The 21185-nt window shown below is 67.6% G+C and carries 18 protein-coding genes, 1 tRNA gene and 1 pseudogene; 8 read left to right on the top strand and 12 right to left on the bottom strand.

Annotated elements, in window-relative coordinates:
* Positions 1-68: 68 nt before the first annotated feature.
* The 7 genes and pseudogenes from dusB to hflX all read left to right on the top strand — a co-directional run bounded on the left by dusB (position 69) and on the right by hflX (position 9159).
* Positions 69-1064 (top strand): tRNA dihydrouridine synthase DusB, encoded by a 996-nt coding sequence (gene dusB / locus ASG37_RS03925; RefSeq protein ID WP_055756234.1) that lies wholly within the window; start codon positions 69-71, stop codon positions 1062-1064.
* Entirely contained in the window at positions 1040-2110 is a 1071-nt protein-coding gene (locus ASG37_RS03920) for a two-component system sensor histidine kinase NtrB (protein ID WP_055756232.1), read from the top strand. The genes dusB and ASG37_RS03920 overlap by 25 nt, the downstream gene beginning before the upstream one ends.
* On the top strand, positions 2107-3552 hold the full coding sequence (gene ntrC / locus ASG37_RS03915; protein WP_055757285.1) for a nitrogen regulation protein NR(I): 1446 nt from the start codon (positions 2107-2109) through the stop codon (positions 3550-3552). The genes ASG37_RS03920 and ntrC overlap by 4 nt, the downstream gene beginning before the upstream one ends.
* A 69-nt stretch (positions 3553-3621) precedes the next feature.
* Positions 3622-5871, top strand: a complete 2250-nt coding sequence (locus tag ASG37_RS03910) for a sensor histidine kinase NtrY-like (protein ID WP_055756231.1) — start codon at positions 3622-3624, stop codon at positions 5869-5871.
* Positions 5868-7250 (top strand): sigma-54-dependent transcriptional regulator, encoded by a 1383-nt coding sequence (locus ASG37_RS03905; protein WP_055756229.1) that lies wholly within the window; start codon positions 5868-5870, stop codon positions 7248-7250. Before ASG37_RS03910 ends, ASG37_RS03905 begins: the two co-directional genes overlap by 4 nt.
* Positions 7251-7372: 122 nt before the next feature.
* Positions 7373-7876: pseudogene (gene hfq / locus ASG37_RS03900) on the top strand (RNA chaperone Hfq); the annotation flags it as partial.
* Entirely contained in the window at positions 7873-9159 is a 1287-nt protein-coding gene (gene hflX, locus ASG37_RS03895; protein WP_055756225.1) for a GTPase HflX, read from the top strand. The pseudogene hfq and the gene hflX, both read left to right, overlap by 4 nt.
* Positions 9160-9293: 134 nt before the next feature.
* Here hflX and mazG read toward each other — a convergent pair whose 3' ends face one another.
* The 10 genes from mazG to ASG37_RS03845 all read right to left on the bottom strand — a co-directional run bounded on the left by mazG (position 9294) and on the right by ASG37_RS03845 (position 18539).
* A complete protein-coding gene (gene mazG, locus ASG37_RS03890) occupies positions 9294-10052 on the bottom strand; it encodes a nucleoside triphosphate pyrophosphohydrolase (RefSeq protein ID WP_055756223.1) in 759 nt (252 codons plus the stop codon).
* 32 nt (positions 10053-10084) lie between these two features.
* Entirely contained in the window at positions 10085-10726 is a 642-nt protein-coding gene (locus ASG37_RS03885) for a TIGR02281 family clan AA aspartic protease (RefSeq protein ID WP_235525210.1), read from the bottom strand.
* Positions 10723-11487, bottom strand: coding sequence for an MBL fold metallo-hydrolase (locus ASG37_RS03880; protein ID WP_055756221.1), 765 nt, complete (start codon positions 11485-11487; stop codon positions 10723-10725). The genes ASG37_RS03885 and ASG37_RS03880 overlap by 4 nt, the downstream gene beginning before the upstream one ends.
* The gene (locus ASG37_RS03875; protein ID WP_055756219.1) at positions 11484-12263 is read right to left on the bottom strand and encodes a TatD family hydrolase; all 780 of its coding nucleotides are present in this window, start codon (positions 12261-12263) and stop codon (positions 11484-11486) included. Before ASG37_RS03875 ends, ASG37_RS03880 begins: the two co-directional genes overlap by 4 nt.
* Positions 12260-13807, bottom strand: a complete 1548-nt coding sequence (gene metG, locus ASG37_RS03870; RefSeq protein WP_055756217.1) for a methionine--tRNA ligase — start codon at positions 13805-13807, stop codon at positions 12260-12262. Before metG ends, ASG37_RS03875 begins: the two co-directional genes overlap by 4 nt.
* A 222-nt stretch (positions 13808-14029) precedes the next feature.
* On the bottom strand, positions 14030-14980 hold the full coding sequence (locus tag ASG37_RS03865; RefSeq protein ID WP_055756215.1) for an AAA family ATPase: 951 nt from the start codon (positions 14978-14980) through the stop codon (positions 14030-14032).
* Positions 14977-15603, bottom strand: a complete 627-nt coding sequence (tmk, locus tag ASG37_RS03860) for a dTMP kinase (RefSeq protein WP_055756214.1) — start codon at positions 15601-15603, stop codon at positions 14977-14979. The genes ASG37_RS03865 and tmk overlap by 4 nt, the downstream gene beginning before the upstream one ends.
* Positions 15600-16766 (bottom strand): D-alanyl-D-alanine carboxypeptidase family protein, encoded by a 1167-nt coding sequence (locus tag ASG37_RS03855; RefSeq protein ID WP_055756213.1) that lies wholly within the window; start codon positions 16764-16766, stop codon positions 15600-15602. The genes tmk and ASG37_RS03855 overlap by 4 nt, the downstream gene beginning before the upstream one ends.
* Before the next feature lie 25 nt (positions 16767-16791).
* Positions 16792-17520 carry an SPOR domain-containing protein gene (locus ASG37_RS03850; RefSeq protein ID WP_156349151.1) on the bottom strand — a complete coding sequence of 243 codons (729 nt, stop codon included), beginning with the start codon at positions 17518-17520 and terminating at the stop codon, positions 16792-16794.
* Positions 17517-18539, bottom strand: coding sequence for a lytic transglycosylase domain-containing protein (locus tag ASG37_RS03845; RefSeq protein ID WP_235525209.1), 1023 nt, complete (start codon positions 18537-18539; stop codon positions 17517-17519). The genes ASG37_RS03850 and ASG37_RS03845 overlap by 4 nt, the downstream gene beginning before the upstream one ends.
* Before the next feature lie 117 nt (positions 18540-18656).
* Here ASG37_RS03845 and ASG37_RS03840 point away from each other — a divergent pair.
* A tRNA-Ser gene (locus ASG37_RS03840) sits at positions 18657-18746 on the top strand.
* Positions 18747-18800: 54 nt separating this feature from the next.
* On the opposite strand, the gene pcaF is transcribed toward ASG37_RS03840, so the two are convergent.
* Together pcaF and ASG37_RS03830 are read right to left on the bottom strand one after the other, a co-directional pair.
* A complete protein-coding gene (gene pcaF, locus ASG37_RS03835; protein WP_055756208.1) occupies positions 18801-20003 on the bottom strand; it encodes a 3-oxoadipyl-CoA thiolase in 1203 nt (400 codons plus the stop codon).
* Complete coding sequence (locus tag ASG37_RS03830; RefSeq protein WP_055756206.1) at positions 20003-21181, bottom strand: alpha/beta fold hydrolase; 1179 nt, start codon at positions 21179-21181, stop codon at positions 20003-20005. The genes pcaF and ASG37_RS03830 overlap by 1 nt, the downstream gene beginning before the upstream one ends.
* Between the last annotated feature and the right edge of the window lie 4 nt (positions 21182-21185).

Below are 21185 nucleotides of genomic sequence, written 5' to 3'. Positions count from 1 at the left end.
CGCCCGCCGCCAGCCTTGCCCTTGCCCATGGTTTGGGGTAAAGCCTGCCCGATTTTCAGGCAGTTCCCATGACCCTCGCTCCCATCCATATCGGTGATGTCGTGATCGACACGCCGGTGATCCTCGCGCCGATGACCGGTGTCACCGACCTGCCGTTCCGCAAGATGGTGCGGCGGCACGGGTCGGGGCTGAACGTGACCGAGATGATCGCCAGCCAGGCGGCGATCCGCGAGACGCGCCAGTCGATCCAGAAGGCGATGTGGGACCCGGCGGAGGAACCGGTGTCGATGCAGCTTGTCGGCTGCACGCCGATCGAGATGGGCGAGGCGGCGAAGCTGGCCGAGGACAAGGGCGCGGCGATCATCGACATCAACATGGGCTGCCCGGTGCGCAAGGTGACGAACGGCGATGCCGGTTCGGCGCTGATGCGCGACCTGCCGCTCGCCGCCGATCTGATCGCGGCGGTGGTGAAGGCGGTCGACGTTCCCGTCACCGTCAAGATGCGGATGGGCTGGGACCATGCAAGCCTCAACGCCCCCGAACTGGCGCGCATCGCCGAGGACCTCGGCGCGCGGATGGTCACGGTCCATGGCCGCACCCGCAACCAGATGTATCGTGACACCGCCGACTGGGCGTTCGTCGCCAGCGTCAAGGACGCGGTCAAGGTGCCAGTGATCGTCAACGGCGACATCTGCTCGGTCGCCGATGCCCGCACCGCGCTGGCGCAGTCCGGCGCGGACGGGGTGATGATCGGGCGCGGTGCCTATGGCCGGCCGTGGCTGCTGGCGCAGGTCATGGCCGCGCTGTCGGGCGGGGCCGAACCGGCCGATCCGTCGATCGAGGAGCAATATCACCTGATCGTCGAGCATTATCACATGATGCTCGACCATTATGGCGAGGAAACCGGCGTCAACATGATGCGAAAGCATATCGGCTGGTACACCAAGGGGCTGCACGGATCGGCCGAGTTCCGCAACAAGGTGAACCAGCAACCGGACGCCCGTACCGTCCTTGCCATGCTCGCCGATTTCTATGCACCGTGGTGCTCGCGCGCGGCGGCCTGAGCGCCGCCGAGGGCGCGCCGCCGTTCGCCGATCTGTTCGCGGCGCTGCCCGTCGCGACGATCGTGCTGGATGAGGCCGGCTGCGTCGCCCACGCCAACAGCGCCGCCGAACTGCTGCTGAACCTGTCCGACCGGTCGATGCGCGGGCTGTCGCTGTCGCAGATCGTCACGCTGCCGCCGGGCTATGGCGACCAGCGCGACGGGCATGGTTTTGCCAGCTACGAATGCGAATTGCGGTTGCGGCGTGGGGGCAGGCTGCGCGCCGATTTCCATGAAACGCCGGCCGGGCATGGATCGCCGTGGCGGATCGTCATGCTCTATGGCCTGCGCGCCATGCCCGCCGCGCCGCGTGCCGCCGGGGCACGGGCGGCGGCCGGGGCGGCGGCAATGCTGGGCCATGAGATCAAGAACCCGCTGTCGGGCATTCGCGGCGCGGCGCAGTTGCTGGCCGACGAGGTCGACGACCGTGGCGTCCTGACCGACCTCATCATTACCGAGGTCGACCGGATCGCCGCGCTGATCGACCGGATGGAGGATTTCACCGATGCCCGCCCGCGCGAGCTGACCGTGCAGAACATCTATCCGGTGATCGCCCATGCGGTGCAGCTCGCCACCGCCGGCTTCGCGCGCGGCATCGTGATCGAGGAGCGGTTCGACCCGTCGCTGCCGCCGGTGCGGATCGATCGCGATGCCTTTGTCCAGGTGCTGGTCAATCTGCTCAAGAACGCCGCCGAGGCATTGGCGGACACGCCCGATCCGCGGATCGTGGTCGGCACCGCCTATCGCCACGGCATGTCGCACGGCGTCGGCGGTGGCGCACGGCGGGCGGTGCCGATCGAGCTGAGCGTCGGCGACAACGGCCCCGGCGCGCCGAGCGACATCGCCGGGCATCTGTTCGAACCGTTCGTATCGGGCAAGCGTGAGGGCAGGGGGTTCGGCCTGCCGATGGTGGAGAAACTGATGGCGGAGATGGGCGGAACCGTGGGCTATGCGCGCGAAGGCGATCCCGAATGGACCATATTCCGCATCCGGTTGCCGCGCGCATGACCCAACCGGCGCGTATCCTGTTGTGCGACGACGATGCCGCGATCCGCACGGTCGTGGCGCAGGCGCTCCGCCGCGAGGGGCATGTGGTCCAGTCGGTCGCGACCCTCGGGCAGTTGCGGGCGCAGTTGCGGGCCGAGGCGCCCGACGTGCTCGTGACCGACGTGGTATTGCCCGATGGCGACGGCCTCGAACATGCCACCGCGCTTGCGGCGGAAATGCCCGACCTGCCGGTCATCGTGCTGTCGGCGCAAAACACGCTGACCACGGCGGTCCGCGCGACCGAGGCGGGAGCGTTCGACTATCTGCCCAAGCCGTTCGACCTCGATACGCTGGCATTGGCGGTGCGCGGCGCGCTCGCCCGGCGGCGGCGTGGCCCGGACGAGGCACCCGTCGATTCGATCGATGCATCCCTGCCGCTGATCGGCCGGTCCGCTGCGATGCAGGACGTGTACCGCGTGATCGCCCGCGTCGTCGCCACCGACCTGACCGTGCTGGTGACGGGGGAATCGGGGACCGGCAAGGAACTGGTCGCCCGGGCGATCCACGATCTCGGTCGCCGTGCCCGTGCGCCGTTCATCGCGCTCAACATGGCCGCGATCCCGCGCGAACTGATCGAGGCCGAGCTGTTCGGCCATGAACGCGGGGCGTTCACCGGCGCGGCGCAGCGATCGGCCGGCAAGTTCGAGCAGGCGGCGGGCGGCACGCTGTTCCTCGACGAGATCGGCGACATGCCGATGGACGCGCAGACCCGGCTGCTGCGCGTGCTGCAATCGGGCGAGTTCACCAGCGTCGGCGGCGCGCGGGTGATCCGAGCCGATGTGCGCATCGTCGCGGCGACCAACAAGACGCTGGCGGCGCAGGTCCAGTCGGGCCAGTTCCGCGAGGACCTGTTCTACCGGCTGAACGTCGTGCCGATCGCGCTCCCACCCTTACGCGAACGACGGCAGGACGTGGCGCTCTTGGCCCGCCATTTCCTCGACCGCGCCGGGCAGGAAGGGCTACCCCGCAAAACGCTGTCGGCCGAGGCGCTGGCGCTGCTCGAGGCGCATGACTGGCCCGGCAACGTGCGCGAACTCGAAAATCTGATGCGGCGGCTGGCGGTGCTCGGCCGTGACACGACGATCGAAGCCGGCGAACTGCGCGGCGCGCTGGGCGAGGGTGGCCTGCGTCCCCCCGCCGTCGACATCGACCTGCACGAAGCGGTACGCGGCTGGCTGCGCCGCATCGCGCGCGAGGAGCCGGTGACGCTGGAAAACGGCACGCTCTACGATCGCCTGATCGCCGACGTCGAACGCCCACTGATCGAAGCGATGCTCGACCGCCACGGCAACAACCAGTTGCGCGCGGCCAAGGCGATGGGGCTGAACCGCAACACGCTGCGCAAGCGGCTCGACGATCTGGGCATCGATCCGGCGCTGCGCCCCTATCAGAACGAACGATAACGCACGTAAGCGATTTGACGTGCGTTGCCGCGCGAATGTTGTAAAACGGCAACTATGGTTGCAGCGTTGATGGAAGCGGATCGCGCCCCACGCAGTTCGGCGCGCTGGTTCCCGGCGATCGAGCTGATCGTGCTGGCCGTGGCGCTGGCGATCGGCATCGGCAGCTATTTCCTGATCGACGGCACGCAGGACGCCCGCAAGAGCCTGCCGCCACCCGAACAGATGGCGGGGTTGCTGGTCGCCAACCTTATCCCCGCAATGGCGCTGCTGGTGCTCGCCGGTCGCCGGGTCGCGATGCGTCGCGCGGCACGCTCCGAAATCGGCGGCACCGGTACGCTGCACGTCCGGCTGGTCGCGCTGTTCTCGATCCTCGCCAGCGTGCCGTTGCTGCTGGTGACGGTCGGCGCGTCGTTCGGGTTTCAGGTCGTCGCCGAATTCTGGTCGTCCGAGCGCGCGCGCGGCATTTTCGAGAATGCGCAGTCGGTCGCCCAGTCGTCCTACAATGATTTCCTGAACTCGGTCGATGCGCAGAACGTCGCGGTCGCGTCCGACATCCAGCGGATGCTGTTCGTCAATCGCTACAAGCCGTCCGATCCGATGTTCGGGATCATCTATCAGCAGAGCATCAGCGCGCGCGGCCTGACCGATTCGGTGCTGTTCGAAATTCCGGCCGACGGCCGCCCCGTCTCGCTCGCCTCGGCATCGATCTACGAGGGGCCGCTGCGGTGGAGCATCGATCCACGATCGGTGACAGCGCTGGGCAAGGGCAAACGCAGCGACGTTCGCGAACGTGATGGCATGGTCCAGTCGGTGACGCGCATCCCCAACACGCCCTATCTGCTCTATTCGGGGCGGGACCTCGACCTGAAGACCTATACCGACCGGCGTGATCGTACCCGCGCGATCCTGTCGGATTACAATGCGTTGCTCGATCGGTCGCGCGTCGTCCAGTTACGGCTTTATGTCGCGCTGTTCGTCGTGTCGTTGCTGATCGTCGGGCTGGCGGTATTCGTCGCACTGGCGGTCGCCGACCGGCTGGTCCGCCCGGTCGGCGCACTGGTCGGCGCAGCGCGGCGCATTGCTGATGGCGACCTGACCGCGCGCGTGGCCGAACCCGGCAAGCGCAAGAAGGACGAGATCGCCACGCTCGCCAGCGCGTTCAACAGCATGACCGAACGGTTGCAGGAACAGACCGGCGAGCTGGTCGCGGCCAATGCGCAGATCGACAGCCGCCGTGCCTTGATCGAGGCGGTGATGTCGGGTGTCAGCGCCGGTGTGGTGTCGGTCGGGCGCGATGGTACGATCCGACTGGCCAACAGCTCGGCGACGGCGCTGCTCAAGACCGGTCCGGCCCCGCTCGCCGGCCGGTCGCTGCGCGAGGTCGCGCCCGAACTCGACCAGTTGCTGGCGGGCGACAAGCAGGACGCGACCATCCAACTGGCGGCGGCGGGCGGGGCCAAGACGCTCGCGGTCCACATCACCCGCGACGACGGCCAGCATATCCTGACCTTCGACGACATCACCCAGCAATTGCTCGACCAGCGCCGCGCGGCATGGTCCGACGTGGCGCGGCGGATCGCCCACGAGATCAAGAACCCGCTGACCCCGATCCAGCTTGCTGCCGAGCGGCTCCAGCGCCGCTATGGATCAAAGCTGACTACCGACGACGGCACCTTCGCCCGCCTGACCGAGACGATCGTCCGGCAGGTCGGCGACCTGCGGCGGATGGTCGATGAATTTTCGTCGTTCGCGCGGATGCCCAAACCGGTGTTCCGCAGCGAATCGATCACCGAACTCGCGCGGCAAAGCCTGTTCCTCCACGAAGTCGCCCATCCCGAAATCGATTTCGTGCTAGAAAACGACGGCCCGGCCACCCTTGTGTGCGATCGGCGGCAAATGGCGCAGGCGATGACCAACATCGTCAAGAATGCGACCGAAGCCGTTGCCGTACGCGGGGAAAATGCGCCGCGTGGCCGCATCGCGATCGACATTCGGGTGATGGCGAACGGCCATCTGCGGATCGACACCAGCGACAACGGCATCGGCCTGCCCGCCGAGCGCGACCGGATCGTCGAACCCTATATGACGACGCGCAAGGGCGGCACCGGGCTGGGGCTGGCTATCGTCCGCAAGATCGTCGAAGAACATTTCGGAACCATATCGTTCGCCGACCGTCCCGGAGGAGGGACGATCGTTTCCATCATCCTCGACCCCGTGATGCTCGCCGCGCTGGCGAACGACGACGGGGTGGCGGACGACAATGTGCAGGAGGTTACGACGCGCCACCCCATGCTTACCCGGACCGGATTTACGTCATGAAACTCGACATTCTCGTCGTCGACGACGAAGCCGATATTCGCGAACTCGTCGCCGGTGTGCTGGAGGACGAGGGCTATGACACGCGCAGCGCCGCCGACAGCGACGCCGCGCTGGAAGCGGTCGCCGCCCGGCGTCCGTCCTTGGTGCTGCTCGACGTCTGGCTTCAGGGGTCGCGGCTTGACGGGCTGGAACTGCTCGACGAGTTGAAGGCGCGCGATCCGTCGCTGCCGGTGCTGGTCATTTCGGGGCATGGCAATATCGACACGGCGGTGTCGGCGATCCGCCGAGGTGCGGTGGACTTCATCGAAAAGCCGTTCGAGGCCGAGCGGTTGCTGTTCCTTGTCCAGCGCGCGACCGAAACCGAACGGCTGCGGCGTGAGGTCGCCTCGCTGCGCGCCTCGGCCGGGCGTGAGGACGACCTGACCGGCAGTTCGACCGCGATCAACGCAGTGCGCGCGACGTTGAAGCGGGTTGCCGGCACCGGCAGCCGCGTGCTCATCACCGGCGGGGCGGGGGTGGGCAAGGAAGTCGCCGCCCGGCTGCTCCATGGCTGGAGCCAGCGCGCGCAGGCGCCGTTCGTGGTCGTCAGCGCGGCGCGGATGACGCCCGAGCGCGTCGACGAGGAACTGTTCGGCGTCGAGGAAGCCGGCAATCTCGTCCGCCCCGGGCTGCTCGAACAGGCGCATGGCGGCACCCTGTTCCTCGACGAGATCGCCGACATGCCGATCGCGACGCAGGCGCGCATCCTGCGTGTCCTGACCGATCAGAGTTTTTCCCGTGTCGGCGGCACACGGGTGGTGAAGGTCGACGTCCGCGTCGTCTCGGCGACCGGGCGCGATCTGCAACAGGAGATCGTCGACGGCAATTTTCGCGAGGACCTCTATTACCGGCTGAACGTCGTGCCGGTGCAAATCCCGTCGCTTGCCGAACGCCGTGAGGATATTCCGCCACTGGTCGAGCATTTCGTCGCGCATTATGCCGCCGAACGCCGCGTCTCGACGCCCGAGGTCGCGGCCGATGCGATGATCGCGCTGCAAAGCTACGAATGGCCGGGCAACGTCCGCCAGTTGCGCAATGTCGTCGAGCGGACGGTCATTCTGGCACCGGGCAATCGCATCGCCCGCATCGACATCGACTTGTTGCCACCCGAGGTCCTGGGGTCTGCCGGGGATGGTACGGGCGGGGCGAGCAACAGCGCGATCATGGGATCGCCGCTGCGCGAGGCGCGCGAATCGTTCGAGCGCGAGTATCTCCGGGTGCAGATCCGGCGCTTCTCCGGCAATATCTCGCGCACCGCGACGTTCATTGGCATGGAGCGATCGGCATTGCACCGGAAGCTCAAGCTGTTGGGGATCACCGAAACGCGCGGCGACGAATAGCGTATTGCTGGACATTGCCGCCGTGTGTCCGGCATCCTATTTTACAATTCCGCACCAAAGGGGTGCGGCAATCCGGCGTCGGATACCGGCGCTATGCGGAATAAGAGTTCCGCCAAGAACAAGGGCAAGCCATGGCCGACAGGCAGGGGTCGCTTCAAGACCTGTTTCTCAATTCGTTGCGCCGGTCGAAGACGCCGGTCACGATGTTTCTCGTCAAGGGCGTGAAGCTCCAGGGCATCGTGACGTGGTTCGACAATTTCTCGGTGCTGCTGCGTCGCGACGGCCAGTCGCAGCTTATCTACAAGCACGCGATCTCGACGATCATGCCATCCGGTCCCGCCGATCTTGCGTCGGTGATCGAAGCGGCGGCCGAACATTCGTCGAAGAACGCGCCGTTGCAGGAAATCTTCCTCAACGCCGTTCGCAAGGCACGTGAGAATGTCACGATGTTCCTCGTCAACGGCGTGATGTTGCAGGGGCAGATCGCGGCGTTCGACCTGTTCTGCATGCTGCTCCAGCGCGACGGCATGTCGCAGTTGGTCTATAAACATGCGGTATCGACGATTCAGCCGGCCAATCCGTTGAATCTGGCCGAGGAACAGGCGTTGGGAGCGGACGAGGCTTGAGCACCGGTTTCGATCGCGACGCACAGGAATTCACTCGGGGCGCCAGCGCGATCGTCGTGCTGCCCGACATGGGCGGATCGGCCCGCGATGCCGATGCCCGGCTGGAGGAAACCGCCGGTCTGGCGCTGGCCATCGGTGTCGAGGTTCGGCACCGCGTGCCTTTCCGCGTCCGTGCGCCCAAGCCCGCGACGCTGATCGGCAGCGGGCAGGTCGATCAACTCGCTGCGATCGTGCGCGACGAGGAAATCCAGCTTGCCGTGTTCGACGCTGCGCTGACCCCGGTGCAGCAACGCAACCTGGAAACCGGGTTGGGCTGCAAGGTCATCGACCGTACCGGGCTGATCCTCGAAATCTTTGGTGAGCGTGCGCGCACCGCCGAGGGCCGGCTGCAGGTCGAACTAGCCCACCTCGACTATCAGGCCGGTCGACTGGTGCGGAGCTGGACTCACCTTGAGCGGCAGCGTGGTGGCTTCGGCTTTCTCGGCGGTCCGGGTGAAACCCAGATCGAGGCCGATCGTCGTTTGATCCGCGACCGGATGGCGCGGCTGCGTCGCGAACTCGACGGCGTGTCGCGGACGCGGACGCTGCATCGTGATCGGCGCCAGCGCGCGCCGTGGCCGGTCGTGGCGCTGGTCGGCTATACCAATGCGGGTAAATCGACGTTGTTCAACCGGCTGACCGGGGCAGGGGTGATGGCGGAGAATCTGCTGTTCGCCACGCTCGATCCCACGTTGCGGCAAATATCGTTGCCAGGGATCGACAAGGCGATCCTGTCCGACACGGTGGGCTTCGTTTCCGACCTGCCGACCCAGTTGGTCGCGGCGTTCAAGGCGACGCTGGAAGAAGTCGTGTCGGCCGATCTGCTGATCCATGTCCGCGACGTCGCCCACCCTGATACCGACGCACAGGCGGCTGACGTCGAGGCGGTATTGCGTGAGATCGGCGTGGATGAAACTACCCCGCGCATCGAGGCATGGAACAAGCTCGACCTGCTCGATGAGGACACCCGAATCGAAATGTTGGGGGAGGCGGCGCATCGCGATGATGTCGTCGCGCTCTCGGCGCTGACCGGGGAGGGGATCGATCGCCTTGTCCGCACAGTCGGCGACCGGCTGACGCAGGGGCATCGACGCTTTCGCATCGCGCTGGCGCCGGAAGATGGCGCGAGTGCCGCATGGCTCCACGCGCATGGTGAAGTCGTCGATCACTGGATCGACGGGGAGAGGGCGCTCTATGACGTACGCATGGCCCCGGCGGACTATGACCGGTTCCTGACCCGGTAGGGCGGGGCCGGGGAGTCTGCCAGAGTCCGAAAACGGCCCGCCGGGAGTCGCTGAACAGGTTTGGAATGCTACCTATCATTCCAGAGCCATCCGACTCCAGCGGGCGTTTTCGGCGGATCGGTTGAAACCGGGTGTCAGGGCAGGGAGGCAAGCTGTTGTTTTTCTTGGACCCACGCAGCTTCCTGTTCCTTCAGCGATCGTTCTGCAAAGTGCGGATCACCTGCTTCCATTGCGGCAAAGCGCTGTTCGAACTTGGCGTTGGCGGTGCGTAACGCTGCCTCCGCATCGATGCCGAGATGCCGCGCCCAGTTGACCACCGAGAACAGCAGGTCCCCGACCTCCCCGGCACGATCGTCCGGCGCGGCCGTCTCCACCTCGCGCAATTCCTCGTCGATCTTGGCACGCGGCCCCGCCGCGTCGAGCCAATCGAAGCCGACCCGTGCTGCCCGCTTCTGCAACTTCTCCGCCCGGCTGAGCGCCGGCAGTCCCAGCGCCACGCCTGCCAGCGCGCCGACTGGCCCGGCTTTTGCGGCGCGTTCGGCAGCCTTGATCTGTTCCCACATCGGTTGGCCACCGGTGGTGGCGTCGCCGAAGATATGCGGGTGGCGGCGTTCCATCTTTTCGCTGATCGCGGTGACGACGTCGCTGAGGTCGAACAGGCCGGCTTCTTCGGCGATGCGGCTGTGGAAGACGACCTGGAGGAGCAGGTCGCCAAGTTCGTCCTTCAGATCGTCGGGATCGCCCCGAGCGATCGCGTCGGCGACTTCATAGGCTTCCTCAATGGTATAGGGCGCGATCGTCGCGAAGCTTTGCGCGCGGTCCCATTCGCAACCGTGTACCGGGTCGCGCAGCCGGGCCATGATCGCGACGATCCGTGTCGTTACATCCGTCATTCCGCTAGTCCGATAATCAACATTATGTAAAATTACTGGGTTTGGTTCGAAAAAGTCGAGTTGCCGATATTCAACTTCGAACTTCCCTCAAGGATCAGCGTGCCTCGTTCCACCCGCCAGCCATCGAGGCGTGACAGGAAGTTCATGCCGATCACGTCGAAGCGGCCGAACGTCGGCGAGATCACCACGCCGAGGTCGCGGGTTTCCAGACCGCCGAGCCGAACGGTTTCGGCGACACCGCGTTCGGCGCGGATCGCGCCGTTGGCGGTGTTGAGCAGTACCGGCGGGCTTCGACGCGGTTCGATGCCGGCGGCGCGTGCCGTGTCGTCGGAGATCGCGGTGATCGTCGCGCCGCTGTCGATCAGCATGCGGCGTTCGACACCGTTCAGCCGGACCGTTGCCCAGTAATGGCCATCGGCCGAGGCGCGGATGCGGACGGTATCGCCGTCGACGGTCTGTTCAGCGCCGCCGATGCGTTCGTTCAGGCCGGCAAATGCCGTGGCGATCCGGTCGCGCTGGGCGATCACGACATAGACGATGCCGACGATGACGATCCAGCCGACCAGTGCGCGCAGCACGTCGCCGATCGACGGACGCCGCGCGATCAGCGAGGCCAGCGGCAGGACCAGCATCGCCAGGCCGAAGATCAGCCAAAGCGTGCGATCATCGGTCACAACGCGACTTCCAGCCCGTCATACCCCGGCTCGATCCCCGCCGGAACCGTCGCGGCGAGTGTCGCATAGTCCATCGAATGGTCCATGTGGATCAGGATCGAACGCCCTGCCCGCACGTCCTGCGCGAACCTGATGGCCTCGGCCAGCGACGGATGCGTCGGGTGCGGTTTGACGCGCAAGGCGTCGACGACCAGCACATCAACACCTTCATACAGACTGCGCATATCATCGGTTACGGCACTGAAATCAGTGGCATATCCGATCGAATGGCCGTCGGTGTCGAAGCGCAGCCCGGCGGACAGGATCGAGCCATGCGGTTGGTCGGTACAGCGCACCCGGATCGGCCCGACCGTCATGTCGTCGGGCAGCAATGCGCCGGCGATCGTCGGGCGATAGCCCGCCCTGCCCGCGAACGCATAGTTGAACCGCGCCTTCAGGCTGTCGAGCGTGTCGGCGCGGGCATAGCCCCGGACCGGTTCGCCGCGATTGTGGAACAACTGGCGCAGATCGTCGATGCCGTGGCAGTGATCGGCATGGTCGTGGGTCCACAGCACCGCATCGACATCGGCGACGTCGGCCGCCAGCAACTGCTCGCGCATGTCGGGGCCGGTGTCGATCAGAATGCGGGTGCCCTCCGCCTCGATCAGCGCCGAGACGCGGGTGCGGCGGTTGCGCGGGTTCGCCGGATCGCAGGCGCCCCAGTCGTTGCCGATGCGCGGCACCCCCGAGGACGTTCCCGATCCGAGGATGCGCAGCTTCACGCGCGGGTTTTCGCGAACAGGCGGTGGAAATTGTCGTAGGTCGTCTCGGCGAGCGTGTCGGCATCCTCGCCGCGCAGGTCGGCCAGAAAGCGGCAGGTGTCGGCGACGAACGCCGGTTGGCCCGGCTTGCCGCGATGCGGCACCGGGGCGAGGAACGGCGCGTCGGTTTCGATCAGCAACCGCTCGATCGGCAACGACCGCGCAACCGCCTGCAAATCCTGCGCGCTCTTGAAGGTGACGATGCCCGAGATCGAGATGTAGAAGCCGAGGTCGATCGCGGTGCGGGCCAGCTCGGCGCTACCAGTGAAACAATGGAGGACGCCGGGAAAGGCCCCCTTCCCCAGCTCGTCGCGCAGGATGTCGGCCGTGTCGGCCTCGGCATCGCGGGTGTGGACGACGATCGGCAGCCCGGTTTCGCGGCAGGCGGCGAGGTGGGCGCGGAAGCTCGATTGCTGGGCGGCGCGGTCGCTATGGTCGTAATAATAGTCGAGGCCGCTTTCACCGATGCCGACGATGCGGGGGTGCGCGGCGCGTTCGACCAGTTTCGCGGTGTCGATATGTGGATGCTGGTCGGCCTCGTGCGGGTGGATGCCGACCGTCGCCCAAACGTCGCTCTCGCGCTCGGCGGTGCCGACCACCGCGTCCCATTCGCTTTCGCGGGTCGCGATGTTGAGCATCGACGCGACCCCGGCGGCGCGGGCGCGGGCGAGGACCTCGCCCTGCTGTTCCGCGACGCCCTTGTAGTTCAGGTGGCAGTGGCTGTCGGCCAGTTTCATGCGGCGGGGGTTTCCTCGATCGTCAGTCGGGGAAAGATGGGGGTCGGCGGGGCGATGCGAAAGCCCTCCGCTTGTGCAGCCGCGTACCAGCCATGGTCGCCGAGCAGCGCGTGCGGCGTTTCCCCCTGCCCCAGTTGCGCGAGCAGCTTCGCGGCCGATGCGGGTACGACCGGATAGATCGCCACGGCAAGATCGCGGATCGCGCGGACCAGCGTACCGAGGACCGCGTGCATCCGATCGGGATCGGTCTTGCGCAGCGCCCACGGGGCCTGCACGTCGATATACTGATTGCAGGCGAATACGCCGCGCATCCACGCCTCCAGCGCCTGCGACAGCGCGAGATCGTCGAACGCGCGGGCGAAAGCGGCGTTGGCCTCGGCGATGATTCCCAGCAGTTCGGCGTCGGCGGGATCGCTGCGCCCTTCGGCGGGGAGTTCGCCGCCGAGGTTCTTGGCGATGAACGACAGCGTGCGCTGCGCCAGATTGCCGAAGCTGTTCGACAGATCGCTGTTGGCGCGCGCGACGATCGCCTCGTCGGAGAAGGTGCCGTCATGGCCGAAGCTGATGTCGCGCAACAGAAAATAGCGCAGCGCGTCGACGCCGTAGAGTTCGGCGAGCTGCATCGGATCGACGACGTTGCCGGTCGACTTCGACATCTTTTCGCCCCGGTTGAGCAGGAAGCCGTGGCCGAACACCTTGTGCGGCAAGGGCAGTTTGGCAGACATGAGGAACGCGGGCCAATAGACCGCGTGAAAGCGGACGATGTCCTTGCCGATCAGGTGCAGCGCGGCGGGCCAGTAGCGGTTGGTTTCGTTCGGATAGCCCGCGCCGGTCAGATAGTTGGTCAGCGCATCAACCCAGACGTACATGACATGGCCGGGGCTGCCCGGCACCGGCACGCCCCAGTCGAAGCTGGTGCGCGATACCGACAGGTCGGTCAGGCCCCCCTCGACGAAGCGCAGCACTTCGTTGCGACGGCTTTCGGGCTGGATGAAATCGGGGTTGGCGGCGTAGAAATCGAGCAGCGGCTGCTGGTATTTCGACAGGCGGAAGAACCACGTCTCCTCGGCGGTCCATTCGACCGGCGTGCCCTGCGGCGACAGGCGTACCCCGCCCTCGCCGTCGGTCAGTTCCTTTTCCTCGTAGAACGCCTCGTCGCGGACCGAATACCAGCCCTCGTAGCGGTCGAGATACAGGTCGCCGGCATCCTGCATCGCCTGCCAGATCGCCTGCGACGCGGCGTAATGTTCCGGCTCGACGGTGCGGATGAAGCGGTCGCACGAGATATTCAGTTTGTCCGACATCTCACGGAAATAGCCCGACATTTCGTCGGCCAGCGCACGGACCTCGACACCCCGGTCGCGCGCGGTCTTGACCATCTTCAGCCCGTGTTCGTCGGTGCCGGTCTGAAAGAACACGTCGCGCCCCGCCTGCCGCTGGAACCGGGCGATGGCGTCGGCGGCGATCATCTCATAGGCGTGGCCGATGTGCGGCCGGCCGTTGGGATAATGGATCGCGGTGGTGATGTAATAGGGTTCGGACATAGGGCAGCGCTCTAGGGTCCTGCCCCGGAAACGGCAATGGCCGGGAGTCGATGCCATCTGCTTATCCAAGACGGCTTCTGCATTGCTCCCCTCCCTGACAAGGGAGGGGCTGGGGGTGGGTTGGTCCGCGAGGAAGGGTGGGCGTTCCACAACCGGCCTACCCACCCCCGACCCCTCCCTTGTCAGGGAGGGGAGCAAATTTCGTCGGTGTTTTGATTGACCTCAGCGATCCGCTGGCTGGGCCAGACGCGCGATCAGGCCGGCCATTTCGAACACCGTCGTCTCGGGCACCAGCGACAGCGCCGGGGCCATCGCGGCAAGCGAGCGGGCCTTGTCATAGGCGTCGAGCGCGTCGCGCAAGGCCGTGCCGGTGCGGTCTTTCGCGGCGGATGCGATCAGCGCGGGCGCGCGGTCGAGGAAGGCGAGGTAGCGTGGGTGGGCGGTCTTGCCCGACAGCGCCTTGGCGAGCCGGCTGCGGGTGCGGTTGGCGGGATCGCCATCGGCGAGGATGGCCGCCAGATCGCGGTCGAGCGCGGCGATCGACAGGCCGGCATATTGCAAGGCGCGGCCGGGCGAGCCTTCGGCCGCCGCGACCAGCGCGGCGATTTCGTCGTCCGGCGTGTCGGGCAGGTGGTCGCGGATCACCGCGCCGACGTCGTGATCGTCGAGCGGATCGAAGCGAAGCTGGCGGCAGCGCGAGCGGATGGTGGGGAGCAGCCGGCCGGGCGCATGGCTGACGAGCAGGAACACCGTGCCGGGCGGCGGTTCCTCAAGGTTCTTGAGCAGCGCGTTGGCCGCACCGCGTTCGAGGTCGTCGATCGCGTCGATCACCACCACGCGCCGTTCGCCGGGTTCGAGCGAGCGGGCGAACAGCGGTTGCAGCCCGCGTACCTGCTTGATGACGATGCTGCGCGCGATGTCCTGATCGGGCTTGTCGGGGTCCTTGGGCAAGCGGACCAGTTCGCGATAACCATGGTGCGCGCTGGCGGCGATCATCGCTTCCGTCCGCTCGCGGCCTTCGCGGGCGGCGAGCAGGTCGATCGCGGTCTGCCGCGCGAAACTGGCCTTGCCGACGCCCTCGGGGCCGGTCAGCAGCCATGCGTGGTGAAGCGCGCCGCTGGCGGTCGCGGCGGCGAAGGCCGCGCGGGCGGCGGCGTTGCCGCGCAGGGTCATGGCAGCAGGTCGGCGAGCGCTTCCATCAGCCGCGCGGTCACGGTGTCGGGCGCGCCGCTGGCATCGATCCGCCGGACACGGTCGGATTCGCTGGCGGCGATGCGATCGAAGGTGGCGACGACCGAACGGTGGAAATCGCTGTCGCGCGCGGCGAAGCGATCGGCAGCGTCACCATCGCGTGCCTTGGCCCGGGCGTCACCCTGCCCTTCTGGCAAGGTCAGCAGCAGCGTGCGATCGGGCAGCAGGCCGCGCGAGCCGAAGGCGTGGAGCGCGAGGATCGCCGCATCGTCGATCCCCTGCGCGCCCTGATAGGCGCGGGTGCTGTCGAGGAAGCGGTCGCACACGACCCAGCTTCCGGCATCGACCAGCGGGCGGATGACCTTTTCGACATGGTCGGCGCGCGCGGCGGCGAACAGCAGCGCCTCGGCATGCGCGCTCCAGCGGCGGACGTCGCCCTGCATCAGCAGATCGCGGATCGCCTCCGCGCCTTCGCTGCCGCCCGGTTCGCGGGTCAGCACGGCGTGGAGCCCGCGCGCTTCGAGCGCGGCGACGAGGGCGCGGGCCTGGGTCGACTTGCCGACCCCCTCCCCGCCTTCCAGCGTCAGGAAGCGCCCGGCGCTCAAGCGAACAGGCCGGTCAGCCCCGCCCAGACGCGGCCGAAGAAGCCGGCCTCGGCGACAGCGCTCTCGGCGACCAGCGGCATGCGCTGTTCACCGGTGTCGGGCGAGGTGATGACGAGGTCGGCGATATGCTGGCCCTTGGCGATCGGGGCCTTGATCGGGCCGGTGTAGACGACCTTGGCGGTCATCGGGCTGTTGGTGCCCGCCGGCATGGTGACGGTCAGCGCGCGCGGGGCGACCAGCCCGACCTGGTTGACGTTTCCCATCTGCACATCGGCGGTCTCGACCCGCTTGCCCGCCGCGACGATCGGGCGCGCGCGCCATGCGCCGAAGCCCCAGTTCATGAACTTGACCGATTCGCTCGCGCGCTGGTTGAAGCTGGTCAGCCCGGCGAGCACCATCACGAGGCGGCGGCCGTCCTGTTCAGCGGAACCGGTGAAGCCGTAGCCCGCTTCCTCGGTATGGCCGGTCTTGAGGCCGTCGGCGCCGCGCACCTTGCCGAGCAGCGGATCGCGGTTCGCCTGGGTGATGGCGCTGCCGCTGCCCAGCGTCTTGCCCCAGGTGAAGTTTTCCTTGGAATAGAACTGCTTGTAGAGCTGCGGATGGTTCTGGATCGTGGCGGAGGCGAGCTTGGCCAGATCGCGCGCGGTGACATAGGTGCGGCCTTCGTCGGGCCAGCCGTTCGAGGTGCCGAAGTGACTGTTGGTGAGGCCCAGTTCCTTGGCGCGCTGGTTCATCAGATTGGTGAAGGCTTCCTCCGACCCGGCGATCTTCTCGGCGAGCACGACGCAGGCGTCGTTACCCGAGAGGACGACGATGCCGTAGAGCAAATTCTCGACGCTGACGTTCTCGTTCACCGACAGAAACATCGTCGAGCCGGCCTGCGGGCCGTGCCATTTGCGCCACGTCTCGGGCGAGACGAGCGCGGTGTCGCTGAGTTTCAGATCGCCCTTCTTGATGAGGTCGAACGCGACATAGGCGGTCATCATCTTGGCCATCGACGCCGGGGGCATCCGCCGGTCGGCATCCTTGGCGAAGAGCGTCGCGCCCGACGACAGGTCGGTCATGAACGCGACCGGGGCCGGCGTCTCGAACGTAGGCGCAGCGGCGATGCCCGGGGTGGCGACGGCAAGGGCGACGATGCTCGACAGGGCGATTGTACGCATGGTGGGATACGCTTCCGTTTGGACGTTAGTTTGGGGCGATCGTCCGCGCGTCGCCGAAGCCGCGCCGGACCAGCGAGGCACGGGCGGTATCGGCGGCGGCGCGGGTGGCGAACGGGCCGGCCTGGACCCGGTACAGCGTGCCCGTGCGTCGCACAACGCCGCCGACCGAATTTGCCAGTTGTTCGGCGCGCGGACCATCGGACAGCGCGGCGACCTGCACGAACCACTGGCCGGTTGCCGGGGCAGCGGCGACGGGTGCTGTGGGGCGGAACGGCTTGGGCGTGCGGGCAGGAGGAGAGACGCTCGCGCGCAGCATCTCGCGCGACGGGCGGACGGCCGTCGGCAGGCGGCGGCGCAGCGCCACCAGCAGCGGTTGCGGTGCGTCGAGCCTAGCGACCACGCCGCCGGCGCGCAGCACCGTCTGATCCTGCGGCGTGGGCGTAACCGGGCGGATGCGGACCGCGACCAGCGCAACCTCCGGCAGCCCCAGCGCCGCGGCGGCGGCGGGCGACAGGTCGGCGACACGGTCGGGCGGCAGCGGCGCGCCGGCCTTCACCGCCGCCAGAATGATCCGTCCGGTATCGAGCGCGGTCACTTCGACGAAGCTGTCGGGGGCGAGCGAGCGATGGACGACGAACACGCCGCTCCCGTCGGTCCGCCCCGCCCGGCCGATGTCGTCGAGCCGTGCTTCATGGACCGGTGGCGCGTCCTGCGCCCCGGCCGCGAGCGCGACGATCATCAGCGGCACGATCACCGCGCGACCTCGTCGGCCAGCAGCCCGACCGACAGCGCGTAGAAATTCGAGCAGTTATAGTCGAGGATCACGCGGTAGTTGCCGGTTAGCAGATAGGCGGTCGCGCTGGGACCATCGGGTTCGATCAGCGTCGCCTGCACCGCGTCGTCGTAGCGCCGGCCATCCGACGGCGTGACGCCGAGCGAGCGCCATTCGCCGATCGTGCGCCACTGGCTATGCCGTTCGAACACGCGTGGGCAGCGCGGCGAGAGCGAGCGCGGCGTGAGGACCCCCCGGTCGAAGCCCGAAGGCACCGCGACCGCGAACCCCCATGGCTGACCGGGACGCCAGCCGGCGTTGAGGAAATAGTTCGCGATCGAGGCCAGCGTGTCGGCCTCGTTCGACCAGATGTTGGCGACGCCGTCGCCATCGCCGTCCCGGGCCAGGCGCAGGTAGATCGACGGCAGGAACTGCGGATAGCCGAAGGCCCCGGCCCAGCTCCCCTTCAACCGGTCGCGCGGCACGCCGCGATCGATCATCTTGAGCGTCGCGATGAATTCCGGCTCGAACAGCGCGCGGCGACGGCCTTCATAGGCGAGCGTCGCGAGGCTGCGCGGCAGATCGAAATCGCCGGTGTAGCTGCCGTAGTTCGTTTCATGGCCCCAGATCGCGACCATGATCTCCTCGGGCACCCCGGTTTCGCGCTCGATCGCCGCCAGCCGGCCGCGCTGCGCGCGATAGGCGGTGCGCCCGCGCGTGATCCGCGCGGTATCGACATGGCGCGCCTTGTAGGGGGCGAAGCGCGGAACCGCGCTGGTCGACGACGTGCCCGGCTGTTGCCGGTCGAGTTCGACGACGCGCGGATTGTAGGTGAGCGTCGGCAGCACCGAATCGATCGTCGCCTGTCGCACGCCCTCCGCCCGCGCGCGGACCGCCACGCCCTGCAAATACGCCTGAAACCCGCTTTCATCCTGTGCCGATGCCGATGCACCGGCCGTAAGGGCAAGAAGTGCGGCAAACCCCGTCCTGAAGATACGCATTACCCGGTCTCCCGCCATGGCGCAGTCTTGGCACAGGCGGCGGGGCGGATGAACCCCTCTTGTTTGCGACGGGGCTTGCGCGATACGCCGCACCGGTTCTAGGCAGCGCTGCGATCTGGAAGCGTGTCCGAGTGGTTTAAGGAACCGGTCTTGAAAACCGGCGAGCGGGCAACCGTTCCGTGGGTTCGAATCCCACCGCTTCCGCCATCGCTGCATGGCCGCGTGATGGTCATGCCGGCGACGACACCGGCCGCACCGATCTCAGCAGCGCTCCAGCATCAGGGCGATACCCTGTCCGACGCCGATGCACATGAACGCCATGGCGTAGCGACCGCCGGTACGATGCAGTTCCTCCGCCGCCGTCATCACGATGCGCGCGCCGGACATGCCGAGCGGGTGCCCAAGCGCGATCGCACCGCCGTTGCGGTTCAACCGTGGATCGTCGGTGGCGATGTTCAGGTCGCGCAAGGTCGCGATCGCCTGCGCGGCGAAGGCTTCGTTGAGTTCGATGACGTCGAGCTGGTCGAGACGCACGCCGGTGATCCGGCACAGCTTGCGCGCAGCCTCGATCGGCCCTGCCCCCATGATCCGGGGCGCGATTCCGGCCGACGCCATCCCCAAAATGCGCGCGCGCGGGATCAGGCCGTGGCGAGCGGCGGCGGCCCCAGAGGCGATCAGCATCGCCGCTGCTCCATCGTTCAGGCCCGATGCGTTCCCGGCCGTCACCGTGCCGTCGGGCCGGACGACCGGCCTGAGCCTTGCCAGCGCGTCGAGGCTGGTCGCGCGGGGATGTTCGTCCTGCGCGAAGACGATCGGATCGCCTTTGCGTTGCGGGATCGTGACCGGCACGATCTCGACGGCCATCCGTCCGCCGGCGATGGCCGCAGCGGCCTTTTGCTGGCTGGCCAGTGCGAAGCGGTCCTGATCCTCGCGGCTTACCTGCCACTGGTCGGCAACATTCTCCGCCGTCTGCGGCATCGTGTCGACGCCGTAAGCCGCTTTCATCGCCGGGTTGACGAACCGCCAGCCGAGCGTCGTGTCCTCGATCTGCTGTGCGCGGTCGAAGGCGGTGCCGGCCTTGCCCATCACATAGGGCGCACGGGTCATGCTCTCGACGCCGCCGGCGATGACGAGGCCGGCATCGCCGCTGCGGATCGCCTGCGCCGCGCTGCCGACCGCGTTCAGCCCCGATCCGCACAGCCGGTTGATCGTGCCGCCGGGCACCGTGGCGGGCAGGCCGGCAAGCAGCACCGCCATGCGCGCGACGTTGCGATTGTCCTCGCCCGCCTGATTGGCGCAGCCGAGCAGCACGTCGTCGACCGCTTCCCAGTCGACCGAGGCGTTGCGCTCGACCAGCGCGCGCAGCGGGATCGCGGCCAGATCATCGGCGCGGACGCCCGACAGCGCACCGTTCAACCGGCCGATGGGCGTGCGGATCGCGTCGCAGAGATAGGCGTCGGGCATCAGGCGTCCTGTTCGAGCATGGCGATGATCTTCTGCGCTTCGGCGAAACCGGTGTTCGCGGCGGGCACCCCGGCATAGATCGCGGTCTGCATCAGCACCTCCTTCAACTCGTCGGTGGTGAAGCCGCCCTCGCGAAGCCCGGCACGGACGTGCAGCGCATATTCCTCCCACCGGCCGAGCGCACAGGTGATGGCGAGGACGAGCAGGCGGCGGGTCCGGTCGTCGAGGCCGGGGCGGCCCCAGATCTCGCCCCATGCGATGCGCGTAATCATCGCCTGGAAATCGGCGGTGAACGGGGTGCGCTTCGCGAGGCTGGCATCGACCCACGCATCGCCCAGCACCCGGCGACGGTGGCGCAGGCCGGCGTCGAACAACGTGTCGGCGGCCGCCGTTACCGCGTCGTCACCGTCGAGGAAGCCGCGCAGCGCGCTCGCCAGCGCCGCCGGTGCCTCGATCGGCGGCAGATGCGCGCCTTCGATGCCGATGTGTCGCGCGCCGGGGATGGTCAGCAGATGCTCGCCATGCCCGGCATAGGGGGTCGAGACGTCGAGCATCGCGGTCATGACCAGCGTCGGCACGGCGATGCTCGCGATCCGCCCGGCCAGGGCCATGTCGCGGATCGCCGCGCCCGCCCCTGCATAGCCGGCATCGGCCTGTCGCGCGATGCCGTCGCGCAGGGTTTCGGCGATCCCCGGATGACATGCCGCGAAGTCCGGCGACAGGAAGCGGCCGACCGCCATGGCGGCGATGGTGGCGGTGCCCTGCCCACGCACCGTGTCGATCCGTGCCTGCCACGCGGCGGGGTCCATCGTCGCCGAGGTACAGATCAGCGCCAGCGCCGACACCCGGTCGGCATGATCGAGCGCCAGTTGCATGGCGACCATGCCCCCCAGCGACACGCCCGCCACCGCCGCCCGTGCGATCCCGGCATCGTCCATGACGCCGACGACATCGGCGGCCAGCATCGACAGGCTATAGTTGCCGTCCGGCGCATCCGACCCGCCCGCCCCGCGCGTGTCGATGCGCAACAGGCGGAAGGCGGGGAGCAGCAACGGCACGGTGCGGTCCCACAAAGACAGGTCGGTGCCGATCGAGTTGAGCAGCACCAGCACCGGTCGGTCGGCCGCCCCCTCCAGCCGCCAGTGCAGCCGCACGCCATCCCGGATCGTCATGGCCATCGCG

Origin of the sequence: Sphingomonas sp. Leaf407, assembly GCF_001425385.1 — a bacterium.
Taxonomy (GTDB): Bacteria; Pseudomonadota; Alphaproteobacteria; order Sphingomonadales; family Sphingomonadaceae; genus Sphingomonas.
Note: the sequence above shows the minus strand (reverse complement) of the source record. Positions and strands in the feature narration are given on the sequence as shown.